Below are 17,568 nucleotides of genomic sequence, written 5' to 3'. Positions count from 1 at the left end.
GAAAACACCTCTTTATAAAGCCAGATTAACCTATCAAAATTAACAAAATACTCAGCGTGATCATGCTTATCAAGGTGCTCACCAGGTTGATGGAAGTTACCAGTTCAGGCTGACTGTCAAACTGTAGAGCGTACATAGTTGTTATCGCCGCAGCGGGCATAGCCGCCTGCACGATCATCACTTGGCCCAGCAAGGGCCCTACGGGAACAACCAGTACAAAAACCACAGCTATGAGCGGTGAAACCAGCAGGCGTACCACTGTTCCCAGCGCAATCTTGCCCCAGTCGGGGTTTTTGATCTTAATTTCAGCCAATTGCATGCCCAGCGCCAGCATAATTACCACAATAGACGCGTCCGCCAGCATATCCACCAGGTTATAGATATTCTTAGGAATGATTATGCCAAGGCGCTGCAGCACCAGGGCAGCAATTAAGACGTATACAATGGGCATTTTAACCACCGCCAGGAGGGACCCTTTTATGTCGGCCCGGCCCTTGGCCGCATAGTAAATGCCAACGGTGCACATGATAATGGTATGGAAAACCATAATGGGAACGGCATAGTTGAAGGCCTTCTCACCAAAAGCGAATAAAATCAGCGGCGCGCCCAAGTTACCATTATTCATAAAGGCGGTAGATAAAATCAGGCCGCTGGTGACCGATTCATCGTACTTCTTAAACCTGGCTATCATTTTAACCAAAAATATAATTGCATAGGATAAAAATAGAGCATAGGCAATTGTATAAAAATAATCCTTGTCAATCCTGGATTCATAAAAGGTACGAAATATTAATGCCGGCATCATTAAATAAATAGAGGCTGCAGATATAGATTTAACATCAAGTTTAAGCATTTTTTGACCGGCAAATCCGATGAAGTAAATTAACGTCACAGGCAGTATCGCTTGATAAATAATTAACATATAGTATTCCCCTCAATGTAAGTATGGGGGCCAATTAGATGACCCCCATAATCTACCGGGTTTTTTAATTTGTAATTACATCAGCCGCTCTATTCAACTTCTTCCAGCCGGGTCAGAAGTTCCCTGACTTCTTCTTCACTCATTTTATAGGTGTGTTCTCCATCAACGGGGAATTTATTTTCGCGTACATCTCTGGCATATTCAGTAAAAGCATTTACCAGCACTTCACCAACATTGGCATACTTTTTAACAAATTTCGGGGTAAAGTTATCATATAATCCCACCATGTCAGCGTAAATTAGCAACTGCCCGTGAGTGTGGGGCCCGGCACCGATACCGAGAATGGGGATACCGGCCCTTTCTGTGATGGCCTTACCCACCGCCGAGGGCACACCTTCCACCAGGATGGAAAAGGCGCCGGCCTCTTCAATCAGCCCGGCCTGTTCAACCAATTTGACAGCGGCTTTCGCACTTCTTCCCTGTGCTTTGTAACCACCGATTTGCCCCATAAACTGCGGCGTGAGGCCAATGTGTCCCATCACCAAAACACCCGACTCATTGATGGCTCTAATCCTGCTCAGCATGCGGGGGCCGCCGCCTTCCAGTTTAACCGCGTCAACCGCAGCCTCTTTAACCAGTCTTCCAGCACTCTCCACCGCTTGCTCGTCGGAAATCTGGTAGGACATGTATGGCATATCGCCGATGATAAAAGTATTAGGAGCTCCACGCCGTACCGCCTGACAATGACGGACCATATCATCCATAGTGACAGGGAATGTGGTGTCGTAACCAAGGGATACCATGCCGAGTGAATCACCCACCAGGATCATGTCCACCCCTGCTTTTTCCTGCATTTTAGCTGTTAAATAATCGTACGCAGTCAAATAGACGATCTTTTCGTCTCTTTCCACCATGCTGTTAAAATCACCAATGGTCTTTTTAGTCATAATATTTCTCCTTTAAAAATTATTTAAAAATCGCTCCCGACATAGCTGAGCCGACCAGCTTGGAGTATCTCTCCAGATAAGAACCGGGCTGCACTTCTTTTTTATACTGGAGCCATTTATCTTGACGCCGGGCAAGCTCTTCATCAGGTACTTGCAATTCAATTCTACCGTTATCGATATCGATGCTGATAATATCGCCCTCTTCAACCAGCGCAATGGGACCGCCCTCAGCCGCTTCGGGAGATATGTGGCCGACAGCCGCACCCCTGGTGGCACCGGAAAAACGGCCATCCGTAATCAAAGCTACTTTGTCCCCTAGTCCCATACCGATAATGGCGGAGGTCGGAGTTAGCTGTTCACGCATTCCCGGTCCGCCTTTGGGACCTTCATACCTGATCACCACAACATCACCGGGATTAATCTTACCACCGTATATGGCCTTAACAGCATCTTCCTCTTCATTAAACACTCTGGCCGGCCCCTGGTGCTTGCGCATTTCCGGTAATACAGCCGCGCTTTTGCATACCGCTCCCCCGGGGGCAAGATTGCCGTAAAGAAAAGTAATTCCACCAGTCGGTGAATAGGGGGCATTCATAGAACGAATTATCTCGGTATCTGTTACAGCGGCAAATTCGATATTTTCAGATACGGTTTTACCCGAAACAGTAAGAATATCCTTATGAATAAGACCATTATCCGCTAATTGCTTCATTATAGCTGTTATACCGCCGGCTCTGTACAGATCTTCAGGAAAATGGTCACCGGCCGGTTTAATCTTGACTAGATGAGGTGTCCGTGCGCATACCTTTTCAAATGTAGACATTTCAAGCTTAATACCCGCGGCATGTGCTACGGCGGTTAAATGTAAAACAGTATTAGATGACCCGCCGATGGCCATGTCCACAGCTATGGCATTTTCGAAAGCTTCCTGAACAAGAATATCCCGGGGACAAATATTTTTGCGGTATAATTCCATAATTTTTTCCCCTGTTTCCCTGGCTAAAGCCAACCGCTTACCGGCCATGGCGGGAATGGCAACTCCCGGCAAGGCCATGCCGAGACTTTCCGTAAGAAAGTTCATCGAGTTGGCAGTCCCCATAAGGTTACAGTTACCACAGCCGGGTAAGGCATTTTGCTCAAACTCCGCTAACTCTTCTTCAGTCATAATCCCCCTGGTTACCAAGCCGGAGGCTTCCATTAAATCTGTATAACCTACTTTTTTACCGTTAAAAAATCCTGTGGCCATCGGGCCGCCGGTTATAAAAACAGCGGGGACGTTTAACCTGGCCGCTGCCATCAGCATACCGGGCGTAATCTTGTCACATGAAGCTATTAAAACCATAGCGTCATAAGCATGCGCATTCATCATAGTTTCGATTGAATCACAGATTAGTTCCCGGCTGGCCAGAGGGTACTTCATGCCGAAATGACCCTGGGCAAGACCGTCGCAGACACCTATTACCGGGAATTCAATCGGTGTTCCCCCTGCCGCCAAAACCCCTTCGCGGACAGCTTTAGCTATTACATCCAGGTGAGCGTGGCCCGGCATGGTTTCGTTATGTGAATTTACAATCGCCACCAGAGGTTTGTCCAAATCCGCAGGACGAAAGCCCATGGAGTAATATAAAGCTCTGTGTGTAGCTCTTTCCAATCCCTTAGTCACAATGGAACTTTTCACTTCTTCCATCCCTTTCATCTAAAATTCAATACAGCCTTTTACTAGCTATTTAAACGTACTTTATCAATACCCTGTGGGCTTTCTTGTCTTTGGGTGTTGTTTTATTGTTTATTTAGCCTGCTTATTGATTAATTCGCTGGGAACAAAGCCTGTTTTCTTTTTAAACATTTGACTGAAATAACTGGCGTCTTTATAGCCTACTGCTTCAGCCACTTCTGAAACGCTATATTTGCCAATTTTTAGAAGCTGCATTGCTCTCTCTATCCTAATTTCTGTTAAATACTGCATAAAGTTTAATCCGGTTACCTGCCTGAACGCACGACTAACATAACAAGGGCTCAAATATACCTTTTCCGCAAGGTGCTCGAGGGTAATATTCTTGTGATAGTTCACCTGTAAATAATTTTGTATCCAGGAAACTACCTGTTCAACATTTTTCAATTCCGGCTTTGATAAAATTTTCATCAATGGTTCATTATAGCTATTAATAATATTTTTAATTTCCGTCAAATTTTGATTTTGCTCTTCCACCAGTCTTTGCCGGTTAATTTCCTTAATTGCTTTCTTAATAACCTCTATAAGCTGTTCAGGCTTAACCGGTTTTAACAGATAATCATAGGCGTTAAAGCGTATGGCCTGTTGAGCAAAATCAAATTGGTCATAAGCCGTAAGCATAATCACTTTAGTTCCCGGATGTTTTTCAGCAATATATTTGCCAACCTCAACACCATTTAATTTGGGCATTTTAATGTCCAGGAGAACAATATCGGGGTGCAAATCGTCAATTAAGCCAATAGCTTCTTTGCCATCCATGGCTGTTCCAACCAATGCAACAGGTAATTCATTTCTTTTAATACAATAATCGATGAATTTTAATGCTGTTACTTCATCATCAGCAGCCACCAGCTTATACAATGCCTAACCCCCCTAAGAATCTTCCGCCATTACAGGCAAAAATAAATTTACTTCAGTCCCGCCCTGCGGCAGCCGTTTAAATTGAAGCTTAAATCTATTCCTGTAATAATATTCCAATCTCTTAAAAACATTATATATGCCAAGCCCTTTTATATCTTTTGATTGCAAGTCCATATTTTTAAATTTTTCCACGTTATTAATAACGTCAACAGGAATACCTACGCCATTATCAATAACCTTAATACAAATAGAAAACAATGAGTCCATCCAGCCTTTGATCCAAATATCTTTAGAACCTTCCAAACCTTCAAAACCATGCACAATAGCATTTTCTAAAAAGACCAAAATAGTCATAAACGGTATCTTATATTCTTTAACTTCTTTTTGGATATCTATATTGACATTAAATTGATCTGGAAACCTATTTTTTTGTATATATAGATAATCATCTATATACTCCAGTTCTTCGCCGATAGTAATAAACGAATTAACTTTACCCAGACTGCAGCGAAGTAAATTTGCCAATGCATAAGTAAGGCGAGAAGCCGTATTTGCTCCTTCAATTAATGAACTTTGGGCAATTGTATTAAGCGTATTAAATAAAAAATGAGGATTTACCTGGGACTCAAGCAGTTTTAAACGCGATTCGTTAAGAAAATTTTCCAGTTGTGACTTTCTTTGTTCTTCCTCCGCCAATTTTAGTTTATATGAGTTAATCTGTTTTTCATTTAAGGATTGGACCACAACTCCCACCAGGTCTTCACTTATTAGAGACAAGGTTTCTGCCGCCCCCAACAGCCTGTTTTTATTGATCATCTCCAAATCTACAAACTTTTGTTTAACTAGAATATAGTCTCTGGCCGGAAAACTATCTTTAAGAGCAGCTTCCTCCTCCGGTGCAACATAATCCAACCTGCGATAACCACATCCCAAATAACCAAGCAAGGTCTGATTAACTAAAACCGGTTTTTGGATTGAACAAATGCCAAATTTACACCTGTAAATCCTCAGCTTTGTTGCATCATTTGAAATATCCTTATGCTCAAGGCATTCCGCTGAAGAGCTGTTAATGCATAGATGGCAAAAGTGCGGCATATTAAGAGGATCGGTAATTAAATTACCAAGATGGTCATACATAATTACACCAAGCTGCATGGCATGAGTAAACTTTTCCAGAATCTGCCGCAGGTTTATTACATCCAATACATCCTTTATGTTGATATCCTGTAAAGAGTGTCCATTTAACCGTTCCCTGATTGTTATTTCCTTTTTTTGTACCGGGTTGACTATACTTAAAAACTGGGCCTCCTCACTGCCCGGGTTATACATCCGGTGACTGCCCTCGGCCGGAATATGGACAATATCACCTGCCGCCAGCGCTACCTTTTTACCGTTGGAGTATTGATATGTTTCTCCCTTGATGCCATAGATCAATTCCTCATAACCAAAATGATAATGAAGCTGTTGTTCTTTTTTTGGATATATTGTAGCAACTGATGCGCTCATGACGGCCTTCCGGGCCCCATCTGCGAGATCTATCCATTGGACCTTCCCCCAGGGGAAGTGCTGCTCATCAAAGTATTGCACTTTGTTTTCATTTATTTTGTTTGTTAGTTCCTTAAAGTTAAGCATATTTTCCACCTATATTTCCTTGATAGCTGCCATTTACAAATGCAATAAATTGGGTAACCACATTAAAATACCTGAAAAATAGGTCATTATTAATAAGACAACTACTTCTACAATAAAGAACGGTATTATCTTTTTACTTATCTTTTCAATGCTAACATTAGATATAGTACTGGCAACGAAAATGTTAACTGCCATAGGAGGAGTGATCATACCAACCGAGGTATTCACAATAATTATCAAACCCAGTGCAACAGGGTCTATACCCAACTGCATGGCTAAAGGAAGCAACATCGGAGTCATTAAAAGTATGATCGACTGTGTTTCCAAAAAGCACCCAAGAAACAGTAAAAGGGCGTTAACTATAAGTAGTAAAAGATATTTACTGCCTGTTACTGCCAATATTGATTCTGCCAGATTGGCAGGCACATTGGCACTCGTCATTAACCAGGAAAACGGTGCCGAAAGTGTAATCACAAACATTATCAACGCTGTGTTTGTTGCTGACTGGGCGAAGATAGACTTTAAATCAGCATATTTAATTTCTTTATAGATATATTTGCTGACAATAAAAGCATATAAACAAGCTACCGCTGAAGCTTCAGTCGGTGTAAATACCCCCCCATATATACCGCCCAGAATCAGAAAAGGCATAAACAGCGCCCATATGGCATCTTTAAATGAAGCAAATATCCGGCTAAAACTAATTTCTTCTTTACTTTGCAATTCATACTTTTTGTTAATAATAACACCGGTTAATATTATTCCTAATGCCAGAAGTATGCCCGGGACAAGTCCGGCTATGAAAAGAGTTCCTATTGATACCGAGGCTACAACTCCGTATGTAACCATCGAAATGCTTGGTGGAATAATAACACCTAATGTTCCTGACGCCGCTGCAACTGCCGCCGCATTTTCCTTCGGATAGCCTTTTTTTATCATCCCGGGTACCATTAAACCGCCAATTGCCGCCACAGTTGCAGGATTTGAGCCTGAAATTGCTCCGAAGAAACCTGATGCAGCAGTATTAATTACAGATAAACTTGCCGGAAGCTTACCCAGCAAAACCGCGGCAAAATTAATAATCCTCTTCGATATTCCACCTTTTTCCATCAAATTCCCTGCAAGTATAAAAAACGGTACGGCCATGAATGGAAAACTATCTACAGATGTAAACATCCTCTGGGCAACCACTACATAGGACGTATTAGTATCTTGTGTTACCAGCGCAACAAGAACTGCTATCCCTACGGAAACTGCGATAGGTATACCTAAAAAAAGCGCCAAAAATAATGTCCCGAATAACGTCAAGGCCAAAATAGGTTCACCCCCTTGTTGAATACTATTTAGTTTTACCAGTTAAATCTTTTACTGCATATTGTATTGATCTTATTATCATTGTGGCGCAACCGACCGGGATCGCCAAATAAGCAATCCACATAGGAATCCGCAGAGCAGGTGATATTTGCCCCATCATTATTTGAGCTTGTATCAATTGTGCCGACAGTAGGATAATGATAAAGCAAAATGCAGTTACAACTGCAGTTCTAAAAATATTAATATATCTGTGGGTAAATTCCGGCATGACATTAATTAGAATTTGTACAAAAAAATGCGCATTCTTTTTAGCTCCGGTACCTAATCCCAGAAACACAATCCAAATCATAAGATAACGCGCAAGTTCTTCGCCCCAGGGCATCACCGGCAATTTTACAAATCTAAAAACAGTTGATAAAAAAACTACTATACACATTAAAGGGAGTAAAACGGTAATAACATTTTCTTCCCAGTTATCTAAAAATTTAATTATTTTTTTCATGTAACCACTCCAACTCGCCGATTTTAAGTAACTGAATAGAGTATGAAAATTAATCATACTCTATTCAGCCAAGTGTATTATTTAGTTGCCGGCTAAAGCTTCGATATACTTGGAGTTAATTTGATCTTTGAATTTATCATAAACAGGTTTCACAACTTCTTGCCATTCATTTTTATCTACCGGGGTGACGGTTACGCCCTTTTCTTCCAAAGTTTTAACCAGGTTGTTATCCAGTTCTTCACTGTAATTTCTTTCCCAATCCCTGGCTTCTTTTTCAGCTTTAAGAATTGCGTCCTGTTGTGATTTTGATAAACCTTCGAAGAATTTATCATTGATCATGAGCACCGCGGGCGAATAAAAATGCCCGGTTAATGATACATACTTTTGTACTTCATAAACTTTGGCCGTATCAATTATTGCCAGGGGGTTTTCTTGTCCATCTATTGTTCCCTGCTGTAAAGCGGTAAAAACTTCACTCCAGGCCATAGGTGTCGGAGTCGCGCCTAAAGTCTTGAATGTCTCAATATGAATGGGGTTTTCCATAGTCCTTATTTTCATGCCTTTTACGTCTTCAGGGTGAACGATAGGTTTTTCGTTATTGGTTATGTTTCTGAAACCATTTTCCCAAAAGCCCATAGCTTTGATACCTTTGGGTTTTAAAGTACCCAATATCTCTTGACCAACTTCACCATCCATAACTTTATACGCTTTGTCACGGTCGGTAACTATAAAGGGCAGATCAAACACCATAAAATCGGGGGAATAATTGGCTAACGGGCCGGTTGAAACCAAAGCCATTTCAACTGTTCCCATAGCTACACCTTCAACTAAATCCCTTTCATCTCCGAGCTCACTGCTGGGGTATATTTTTACTTCAACGCTGCCATTTGTATATTCTTTAACTTTTTTCTTAAATTCTTCTAAACCCTTATTATAGTGGCTATCGGGCGCGGTAGTATTTCCGACCCGTAAAACTACAGGTTTGTTAGAATCTGCAGAATTTTGAGTTGATTCTTTACTTCCGCAAGCAGCAACTGCAAAAATCATTGCTACTATCAAAGATAATATAAAAAGCTTTTTCATTTATATAAATACCTCCCCGTATTGAACATGCTTATAAAATCCTCAAACATAAATATTTTCGTTACTTCTTCAGGGTAACCTTTTGACAATTTTAATCAATATACTTATGTTTTTTGCAAGCTTAAATACATGTGCAAAATTAAGTAAATCATTATTTTTGTGATACTTGATCAATTAATATATTTTTTTCAATATTTCTTCATTCATGTTAAAGATATGTTCATCAGTTGGAAATTTACCATTAGCTACTTCTTCTGCAAAATTATTAAATGCATCCAAAATAACGGGAGCCAGGCTGGCATATTTCTTAACAAACTTGGGAACAAACTTATCGAAAATACCGATAATATCATAGCCATTCAAATTTTGTCCGTCACAATTAACCCCGGCACCAACGCCTATGGTCGGTATAGTTAATTTTTCTGTAATCAGACTTGCAAGAGCAGCAGGTACACATTCCAATACAATAGCGCAGGCGCCGGCTTCTTCAAGCATTTGAGCTTCTTCCAGTAAACGTTTAGCCGCTTGTGGGTCTTTACCCTGTACTTTAAAACCACCCAACATGGAAGCTGTTTGAGGAGTTAGTCCTATATGGGCAACCACCGGAATCCCGGCGTCAACCACAGCTCTTACAGTATCTACCACCTTCAAACCGCCTTCGATTTTTACACAATCAGCACCTCCTTCCTTCATTAACCGCCCGGCGTTCCTAATAGCTTCCTCTTTGCATACGTTATAACTCATAAAAGGCATGTCACCGACCACCAGGGTGTTCCTTGCCGCCCTTGTAACCGCTTTAAGGTGATATATAACGTCATTCAATTCTACAGGAACAGTTCCTTCGTAACCAAGGACTACCATCCCCAGTGAGTCGCCCACCAATATCATTTCTGCCTGCGATCTGTCTACTAATAAAGCCATTGGGTAATCATAGACAGTAATCATCGTGAACTTGCGGCTATCTTGTTTGTACTCTTTTAATTGTGGGATCGTAATTTTCACCTTGGACATTTGCTGCAACTCCCCTCCATTAAACTGTGATTTGTGAATAATAAAAACTATTTAATTATTAGTACATATTTTCGGGTCTTGATTATATAATCCTATTGATTTTCTTGTCATCAAGCCCGACATTCTTGCAAACCATCCCACGCTGCGTCTTGGGCGTCTAAACTATACGTATCACCCTTTGGGCGACCTGAAAATCTTAGGTCAAGTTGAGCCGATGCGCCTGGAAGGTTTTAGCGCTATAATACAGGCCGATATCGGGAGAGTATTAATTTGTGGCGAATATATTGAGGTTACTCCCAGGAAATTTGATTTGCTTTACCACCTCCTCAGATAAATAAAAGAAATACCAACGGTTACCGGCTATTGCTGCCCGGAAACCGTTGGTATTTTTTTATTGCTTGTAACAATTATTAATATTTTTGCAACACATGATAAAGATTTGGCAACAGCAGATTCATATCCCTTCGGCATAATTAACCCTGATAATCAAGTTAGACAAATGATTCTGACCTATCCTTTTTGAGATAATTTTTACTTGCACAACTGGATTCCGACATAGAACTGGCTGCCGTTAAGAAACCTGTCTTGTAACAATTGTTCACAATTTCGTAAAACATGTTCATCTCTCAGAAAAGATTGGTTCATATTCTTTCAGTATAATTGGCTTGGAAGGGAGGTCTATGGGTTAGACATATTTCCTTATATTAACACGAAAGTGGACAAGCTTTTCTTTTAAATTTCATATTTGGCAAACTGCCCGAAAGGCAAGGGCGCAAAGCGTGGAGACTTAATGTAATGGATTTCTATTAAAGAAAGGATAGGATAAATGTGCAGTTTGCTATAGCACTTATTATTTTTGTTTTTATCTTAGGTGTTTATGAACAAATAAATCATAATAAAAAATTAAACATGATCAATCTTAGAATTAATATAAACGGCACAAGAGGTAAATCAACTGCAACAAGATTAATAACCGGTATTTTAAAGGAAGCAGGAGTTAAGGTTGTTGGAAAAACGACGGGAACCAGTGCGAGAATTATTTATTGGAACAAGGAAGAAGAAGAACCAATCAGACGAGGCCGCCTAGGTCCAAATATTATAGAACAAAAAGCTGTCGTTAAAAAAGCAGTCAAGCTTGGCGCATCCGCATTTGTAACAGAGTGTATGGCTGTAAATCCCGATTACCAGATTATTTTTCAGGAAAAGCTTGTTAAAGCAAATATAGGGGTTATTGTTAATGTTCGTGAAGATCATATGGATGTGTGCGGCCCGACTTTAGATTTTATTGCAGAGTCCTTTACGGCTACAATACCAAAAAACGGAACCCTTATTGTTGATGATAGCAGTTATAATGATTATTTTACTCAGGAGGCAAAGAAAAGAAACTGCCGGGTATTAATTGCAAATGAAGAAGAAATCCCTGATGATTATTTGGAAAAGTTTAAATATGTAATTTTCCCGGAAAATATTGCTATCGCGCTGGCTGTGGCTAAAGCGCTAAACATTGACAAAGATACTGCGTTAAGGGGAATGTTAAACGCTAATCCTGACCCGGGAGCTTTAATGATCTATACCTTAGACAAGAAAAGCCCCACATATTTTGTCAATGGCTTTGCCGCCAATGATCCAAATTCCACACGAATGATTTGGGAGCATGTAACAGCTCGTGGTTATCCAACCAAAAATCCTATGGTAATTGTAAATTGCAGGCCTGATAGGGTTGACCGGACATTACAGTTGGCAGAAGAGGTCTTACCAAATATGGATATTGATATTCTTGTTGCAATGGGTGAGACAGTAAATCCAGTTACCGAAGGAGTAAATAGTAAAAAAATATCCCCTCAGAAATACATAAATGCTGAGGGTTTGTCTCCCCATGAGGTTTATAAAACAATTAAGGATTCTTTTCTAAACAGAACAATTTTTGGCATTGGAAACATTCACGGCGGTGGCGATGAATTGGTTGAATTGATAATTCACGACTTCCCCACTGAATTAAAAACTCGCTTCAATCTGGAAACGGATCAAGTGCCACAAGTTATTTAGCTATTAAAGGAGGGTAAACGGTTGCTTTTTACGGCTATTGGCACAGTTATAATTTTGGGTGTAATTTTGAGCTTGTTATTTACGGAAATTACCGGAATCTTACCTGCCGGTCTGATTGTACCAGGATATTTAGTTTTGCTTATAGATCTGCCCCAGGCTATATTTTTAACATTCTTTATTAGCATCTTGACTTATTTAATAGTTAATTTCGGAGTGAGCAAAGTTACAATTCTATACGGCAAAAGAAAATTTGTAGCTATGATAGCAGTGTCAGTAGTGTTGCAGCTTATTACGTATGCAATATTGCCCTTTGATTATCGTTATATCTCCGGATTGGCAGCAGTTGGTATTGTTGTGCCCGGATTATTAGCAAATACAATTCAGCGCCAAGGTTTAGCAACAACATTTTTAAGCACTGGATTGCTGTGTGCAATGACTTATGGTTGCACATTACTGTTAAATGTCAGTATATGAGAAAGGAGGTGTAAAATGAGCACTTTATACGGGCAAATAAATAACAAACAATACATGAACACATCAGAACCTATCAGAGAAAAAAGTCAGCATGAAGCTGTTGCGGTTTTTAATACACTAACATTGAAAGAAAAATGCCTGTATCTCGTTAAGATCAGCAAGAGAAATACCGGTTTTCAAGCACTTGGGCTAATGGGATTAACTCTGCTGATTATTACTACAGATTATCTGTTTACTAGAATACTTTAAGAAAGGAGCAAGATAAGTATGAAAAAACAATCTCTCAAAATTCTGGCTTTAGTTATGTTGTTTACATTTGGAATTGGTATAAGCGCATATGCCTTCACAACAGGTTATCGTAGTTTTGCTGAACTAGCTGCAGCTGAAGACCCTTCAGACTATACCATTAACACTAATGATATCGGAAGCGATACAACAATTTTAGCTATACACGGAGGCGGTATTGAAAGAGGCACTTCAGAATTAGTTGAGGCATTGAACGGGTACGGTAAATATAACACTTATTCATTTGAAGGACTTAAAGCGACTGATAATGGGAGCCTTTTTGTAAGGGCTACCAATTTTGACGAACCAACAGCTGTTAGTTTAGTTAATAAATCAGATTACACTGTTTCTGTTATCGGAGCTGCCGGCGATGACGAAGTTACTTATATTGGCGGTCAGAATAAGTTGCTGGCAGAATTGATCAGATTACATCTTACTGCCAAAGGATATAATGTAAAAACTTTAAGTATTCCTGATCGCATTGCCGGGGTTATGGACAGCAATATAGTGAATAAGAATGAATTGTTTAATGACAGTTATCAGCTTGGCGGCGTTCAGATCGCTATTTCCAAAGGTTTAAGAGATGAGCTCGCAGCTGATTCCGGTACCTTAAACGATTATTCAGGCACCATCAATCAAGCGCTAAGCGAAAGCTGGCCAACAATAGTTCAACTCATGAAGAAGATTGATAATAATAAATCTAAAGGGTTTTTAAATAAGCTTAACCCTGAAAAGCGCAACTTCGATAAGAAAGTCCAGAAAGTATTAGAAAAAGGCGCAAAGAATCCCAAGGAATTAATTGAAGATGTTAAAGTAGTATCAGAAGAGTAACCTGAAAAAATACTGTTTATAAAAGTAAAAGGCTGACAAGCTACCTAAGGTAGCTTGTCCAGCCTTTTATTTTTATTATGTCATTTACACAAACTTCGACACATTCCCTACATATTGTTGACTGCCTCACTTATTGCGAGAACATAGCTGTTCAAGCTATGCTTATTAGTCGACAAAAACTTTGTCCTTAAGCCCTCTGATATTTCTATCTGTACTCCCCGTTCGTCTATATCTCTATTCACTATGTTATCTGGCGATATACCGGCCAGATCCTTCGGAGTATCTTTCACAGTAAAACCATGCTTAGTCAGAGATTCTTTTATTCTGTTTGCCAGTTCAGTGTCCCGGCCTCCGATATATGTGAATTCTTTTGAACCGGTACACCCGTGGATTGATAATGTCCTTTTAGATTTAGAAACCATTTCCAGTGCGTATGTTTCAGCGAATTTATCTGAAGGAACATGTAGTGCAAAATTATCTGTGCTTTTTAAACCCAGAAATGAATAATAGTTGTAATTATTATGGGAAGCTAAGGCATAAGCTAATTCAGTAGTACCTTTTTCAATTTTACCTCCATGAATTGCCACAACTGTAACATTAGAATCTGTTTCATTAACTTCAATTTCATAATCAACATCTTTTTGAGAATCCAATAAACTTCTTAATTCATCAAGTTCATTTTTTTGTCCTTTTATTTTTTCATTTGCAATATCTAACTGTTTTTTTAGTGTTTTATTCTCATCTTCCAATTTTGCGCCTTCGTATTTTACATAACTTGAATAACCTATCAATAAAAAGAAGAATAAAGCAAATACCGTAATTGTTTTAACATGTTTTCTTATGTTCATCTCTTTCCTCCTCTTCATTTAATTGTATCACAGCAGGGCTTTATATTCATAGGCTCCGGCAAGGTCCTCGGGATGCCTGTGCCCGTCATGATACTGGTGTCTTCGTTGTTTTCGGCTTCATACTGGCGAGGACAACATTTGACCGCAGCATATCTATGATAGGCGGCAATGTGACGGCGGCCCGTCTGGCAGGCTTCAATCCCAAGAATATACCCGGGCATCTAAATGCTCGTTGACCGCCCCCGGGTGTTCCCGGTCACTTTAATCCGGACTAAAAATCCCTGTCCAGTCAAAATATTCAAGACTGACAGGGATTCAGTTATTTTCGAGGAAATAAATATTAAAAGGGGAAGACGGGAAGCCAGTATCTGCTACTCATTTGCTACTCATTGGTTTTTTCATATCGTCTTGCTCCAACATATCGTGGACTCCAATAACTATCTGAAATATTAAGATCACGGATTGCTACACCTTCAGATTCTGTTACGATGATAAACTGCCCATTTCCAATATACAATCCTGGTAGCAGTACCTTGCTGGATCCCTCAAAGAATAGAACATCTCCAATATCTAAATCTTCCCTTTCTATTTCTTTTCCTAAAGCCCATTGTTGAGATGAATATCTTGGTAGATCAATATCTAAACCTGCTTTCATAACGTATTGTATAAACCCGGAGTGATTAAAGCCTTCTTTGGTATTTCCTCCTGCTAAGTAACGTACACCCAGAGTTTTATATGCTTCTTCAACGACTTTAGAATCCAGCCTCAAACTAAGCGAGTCAAAGCGCTTTACTACTGCAAGGCGATCCAGCAAATTTTGTCCTAAATAGCTGATTGTAGTCATACCTTCGTCGCCAGATGCATGAATTATATAATTATTTCCTAGATAAATTGCAGCATGTGATATCCCTTCCCGCCATTTTCCTGTAAAATAAATCACGTCTCCAGGACGCTTGTTTTCAAAATCGATAGTTTCGCCTACTTCACATTGTTTATAAGTTATACGAGGCAAGTAAATGTTTTTAGCGTCTCTAAAGACTGTCTGAACTAAATAAGAACAGTCAAAACCAGCTATTGTATCGCCACCTAACAAATAAGGAGTTCCTATATATTTCATTGCTTCTCGAATAACTAAATTCTCATGTTCCTTATAATTTTCAGGCTGAGAATAATATATATCAGCCGCCGTTAGTCGTTTTGCACCTACATATATATCTGACCAATACTCACTCTCAATATCCCTTTCCGCAACTCCTTCTGTAGTCTGAACGATAAACATACCATTTCCTTTATAAATGCCAGGTATAAGACTGCTTCCCTGGAAAAACACTAAGTCTCCTGGTTGAAGCTCTTCTTTAGAAATGGATTCACCTATTTCATAGATCCTATCGGAAAAGACAGATAGTTGTATGTTGAGGATATCTTTAAAATCATAACGTACAAAATTAGTCGTATTAAAGCCTTCGGTTGGTGAATTCCCTTCCGGGTTATAGGGTGTCCCAAGCAAATCCATAGCCTTTTCTACAATTGGATTGCTTACAACGGCTTCCTCCTCAATAATATTGTTAGTAAACCGTCTTGCTCCCAGCAACCTGGATTTCCAATAATCACTTGTTTCGAGATCCACTACAGCAACCCCATTAGTTGTAACGATAACAAAAATACCATTGTCTATATAAATTCCCGGTAGTCGCACGTTGCTGCCTTGAAAGAATAGTACATCACCAGATTTAATATCAGCCGTATCTACCTCCATACCTACTCGCCATTGTTCGTTCGATGTCCTGGGAAAATCCAATTTGTTTACTTCACTAAAAACGTATTGTACAAAGCCTGAATGATCAAAGCCATTTGGATCATTACCTCCAAGTTCATAAGGAGATCCTACTAATTCAAGGGCTTTTACAGCTACAGGATTTAATTCATTAGCTATATTTGTGTAGCGCCTTGCACCTTTATACCGATCCCTCCAATAGAAATCTTCTACTATATTCCGTTTTACTACGCCTTCATTAGTCGCTACAACGATAATGATATTGTCACCTTTATATATTGCCGGTATTAGGTTCTTGCTTCCAGTAAAGAAAAGAACATCTTCAGACTGTATTTCACTACGTTCTATAGGTTCACCCAGTTTCCATAACTGTGAAGGCAATCCAGGGAGGACTATATGCTCTCCCTCTCTAAATATATACTGAATAAACCCGGTGCTATTAAATCCTTCCTCCGGTGTATTTCCCCCTTGTTTAAAGGGTTTGCCTATTAAACTTTCTGCAAGTAAAACCGTTTGAATTTCTGTCTCATTATTATAACCATAGGATGGGCTAGCAGTTAACAGGATCAATAGGATTAACCATATGACATTTAGTTTTTTAAATTGGTTCATTTTAAAATCCACCTGCTTTATCTCGCTTGTCGCCTTTAAGACTCCCGCATCAAACTTTACTTGAGCTGCAAGATCTTGTTGGTTTGGCATTTTATTGGTGTTTTTCATATTTAAAGCATTCGCGATTTCATTATTGAATTCCTCCTAAACAATCATTCTCTACGCCGTCTTGTTCATTATAATAATGCTCTAGTTTACTATAGACATCCCTGTTATACCATTCCTTCAGTATCGGATTTGAGTTTATCGCACTGATGAATTTTTTAACCAGCGTCTTTCCCGTCAAGTTAAATTACTAACATTTCAGGCACTCCTTAAATCAAATCAAGGCCTCCCGATAATGGGAGGCCTTCGTATTTGCAGTTGCTACCTTTACTTTAACCTTATCAGAAAAATAGTTTTAAACGATAAAGAGGACTCCTTAATTTGCGGAAGTAATGAAAAACAAAATACCGGGCGCTGTGGCCGGGTGCTTTATCGGATAGATCTTTCCTCGTTAGTAGAAAGAAGCTTGATGTCGTCCCACATGGCATTGAGGTGAGTAAATATTTTTTTATGTGTTTGGCGGTTAATGTTCCTTAAATCATTAACTGCGGCTTCAATGGCGGCAAAACGCTTATTGGTTTCTTGTTCAATGATGGTAAGACGCTTATTGGTTTCTTGTTGGCCCGTTTCCAAGGCGGCAAGTCTTTCA

General features: G+C 39.7%; 17 protein-coding genes. 4 read left to right on the top strand and 13 right to left on the bottom strand.

All coding sequences use genetic code 11. The annotated features are described in order from the left end of the window. Positions 1-25 precede the first annotated feature (25 nt). The 9 genes from BM056_RS03320 to panB (BM056_RS03280) form a co-directional block, all read right to left on the bottom strand. Positions 26-922 carry an AEC family transporter gene (locus BM056_RS03320; protein ID WP_092468705.1) on the bottom strand — a complete coding sequence of 299 codons (897 nt, stop codon included), beginning with the start codon at positions 920-922 and terminating at the stop codon, positions 26-28. An 89-nt stretch (positions 923-1,011) separates the two neighbouring features. Further along, positions 1,012-1,869, bottom strand: coding sequence for a 3-methyl-2-oxobutanoate hydroxymethyltransferase (gene panB / locus BM056_RS03315; protein ID WP_092468703.1), 858 nt, complete (start codon positions 1,867-1,869; stop codon positions 1,012-1,014). A 19-nt stretch (positions 1,870-1,888) separates the two neighbouring features. Beyond that, a complete protein-coding gene (ilvD, locus tag BM056_RS03310) occupies positions 1,889-3,547 on the bottom strand; it encodes a dihydroxy-acid dehydratase (protein ID WP_092469236.1) in 1,659 nt (552 codons plus the stop codon). 108 nt (positions 3,548-3,655) lie between these two features. Then, entirely contained in the window at positions 3,656-4,462 is an 807-nt protein-coding gene (locus BM056_RS03305; protein WP_092468701.1) for a response regulator transcription factor, read from the bottom strand. 12 nt (positions 4,463-4,474) lie between these two features. Further along, on the bottom strand, positions 4,475-6,094 hold the full coding sequence (locus tag BM056_RS03300; protein WP_092468699.1) for a histidine kinase: 1,620 nt from the start codon (positions 6,092-6,094) through the stop codon (positions 4,475-4,477). 33 nt (positions 6,095-6,127) lie between these two features. After that, positions 6,128-7,408, bottom strand: coding sequence for a TRAP transporter large permease (locus BM056_RS03295; RefSeq protein WP_092468697.1), 1,281 nt, complete (start codon positions 7,406-7,408; stop codon positions 6,128-6,130). 25 nt (positions 7,409-7,433) lie between these two features. Next, the gene (locus BM056_RS03290) at positions 7,434-7,910 is read right to left on the bottom strand and encodes a TRAP transporter small permease (protein ID WP_165613351.1); all 477 of its coding nucleotides are present in this window, start codon (positions 7,908-7,910) and stop codon (positions 7,434-7,436) included. An 81-nt stretch (positions 7,911-7,991) separates the two neighbouring features. Continuing rightward, positions 7,992-8,993: a TRAP transporter substrate-binding protein gene (locus tag BM056_RS03285; protein WP_207648122.1), complete on the bottom strand. Its 1,002-nt coding sequence runs from the start codon at positions 8,991-8,993 to the stop codon at positions 7,992-7,994. Positions 8,994-9,167: 174 nt separating this feature from the next. Next, a complete protein-coding gene (gene panB, locus BM056_RS03280; protein ID WP_092468693.1) occupies positions 9,168-10,004 on the bottom strand; it encodes a 3-methyl-2-oxobutanoate hydroxymethyltransferase in 837 nt (278 codons plus the stop codon). Between the two features lie 828 nt (positions 10,005-10,832). On the opposite strand from panB (BM056_RS03280), the gene pgsB reads away from it, so the two are divergent. From pgsB to BM056_RS03260, 4 genes are read left to right on the top strand one after another with little or no spacing between them, the layout of a single operon-like run. Then, positions 10,833-12,050 carry a poly-gamma-glutamate synthase PgsB gene (gene pgsB, locus BM056_RS03275; protein WP_092468691.1) on the top strand — a complete coding sequence of 406 codons (1,218 nt, stop codon included), beginning with the start codon at positions 10,833-10,835 and terminating at the stop codon, positions 12,048-12,050. A gap of 21 nt (positions 12,051-12,071) precedes the next feature. After that, on the top strand, positions 12,072-12,524 hold the full coding sequence (gene pgsC, locus BM056_RS03270; protein ID WP_092468689.1) for a poly-gamma-glutamate biosynthesis protein PgsC: 453 nt from the start codon (positions 12,072-12,074) through the stop codon (positions 12,522-12,524). A gap of 15 nt (positions 12,525-12,539) precedes the next feature. After that, entirely contained in the window at positions 12,540-12,773 is a 234-nt protein-coding gene (locus BM056_RS03265; RefSeq protein ID WP_207648121.1) for a hypothetical protein, read from the top strand. 18 nt (positions 12,774-12,791) lie between these two features. Beyond that, positions 12,792-13,640, top strand: a complete 849-nt coding sequence (locus BM056_RS03260) for a poly-gamma-glutamate hydrolase family protein (protein ID WP_092468687.1) — start codon at positions 12,792-12,794, stop codon at positions 13,638-13,640. Between the two features lie 107 nt (positions 13,641-13,747). Here the strand turns inward: BM056_RS03260 and BM056_RS03255 are convergent, their stop codons facing one another. The 4 genes from BM056_RS03255 to BM056_RS03240 all read right to left on the bottom strand — a co-directional run. Continuing rightward, positions 13,748-14,488 (bottom strand): poly-gamma-glutamate hydrolase family protein, encoded by a 741-nt coding sequence (locus BM056_RS03255; protein WP_092468686.1) that lies wholly within the window; start codon positions 14,486-14,488, stop codon positions 13,748-13,750. A gap of 14 nt (positions 14,489-14,502) precedes the next feature. After that, the gene (locus BM056_RS03250; protein WP_092468684.1) at positions 14,503-14,709 is read right to left on the bottom strand and encodes a hypothetical protein; all 207 of its coding nucleotides are present in this window, start codon (positions 14,707-14,709) and stop codon (positions 14,503-14,505) included. Positions 14,710-14,870: 161 nt separating this feature from the next. After that, positions 14,871-16,982, bottom strand: coding sequence for a C40 family peptidase (locus BM056_RS03245; protein ID WP_238456283.1), 2,112 nt, complete (start codon positions 16,980-16,982; stop codon positions 14,871-14,873). Between the two features lie 366 nt (positions 16,983-17,348). Beyond that, on the bottom strand, positions 17,349-17,568 hold a 220-nt coding region (locus BM056_RS03240), incomplete at its 5' end, for a hypothetical protein (RefSeq protein WP_165613350.1).

Origin of the sequence: Desulfotruncus arcticus DSM 17038 (assembly GCF_900113335.1) — a bacterium.
Lineage (GTDB): Bacteria > Bacillota > Desulfotomaculia > Desulfotomaculales > Desulfallaceae > Desulfotruncus > Desulfotruncus arcticus.
This window is presented reverse-complemented; position numbering and strand designations above follow the sequence as displayed.

Coding starts and splice junctions, on each gene's coding strand:
- BM056_RS03320 (WP_092468705.1), bottom strand. CDS start 922: ATGTTAATTATTTATCAAGCGATACTGCCTGTGACGTTAATTTACTTC.
- panB (WP_092468703.1), bottom strand. CDS start 1,869: ATGACTAAAAAGACCATTGGTGATTTTAACAGCATGGTGGAAAGAGAC.
- BM056_RS03300 (WP_092468699.1), bottom strand. CDS start 6,094: ATGCTTAACTTTAAGGAACTAACAAACAAAATAAATGAAAACAAAGTG.
- BM056_RS03290 (WP_165613351.1), bottom strand. CDS start 7,910: ATGAAAAAAATAATTAAATTTTTAGATAACTGGGAAGAAAATGTTATT.
- BM056_RS03285 (WP_207648122.1), bottom strand. CDS start 8,993: ATGAAAAAGCTTTTTATATTATCTTTGATAGTAGCAATGATTTTTGCA.
- panB (WP_092468693.1), bottom strand. CDS start 10,004: ATGTCCAAGGTGAAAATTACGATCCCACAATTAAAAGAGTACAAACAA.
- BM056_RS03265 (WP_207648121.1), top strand. CDS start 12,540: ATGAGCACTTTATACGGGCAAATAAATAACAAACAATACATGAACACA.
- BM056_RS03260 (WP_092468687.1), top strand. CDS start 12,792: ATGAAAAAACAATCTCTCAAAATTCTGGCTTTAGTTATGTTGTTTACA.
- BM056_RS03255 (WP_092468686.1), bottom strand. CDS start 14,488: ATGAACATAAGAAAACATGTTAAAACAATTACGGTATTTGCTTTATTC.
- BM056_RS03250 (WP_092468684.1), bottom strand. CDS start 14,709: ATGCCCGGGTATATTCTTGGGATTGAAGCCTGCCAGACGGGCCGCCGT.
- BM056_RS03245 (WP_238456283.1), bottom strand. CDS start 16,982: ATGAAAAACACCAATAAAATGCCAAACCAACAAGATCTTGCAGCTCAA.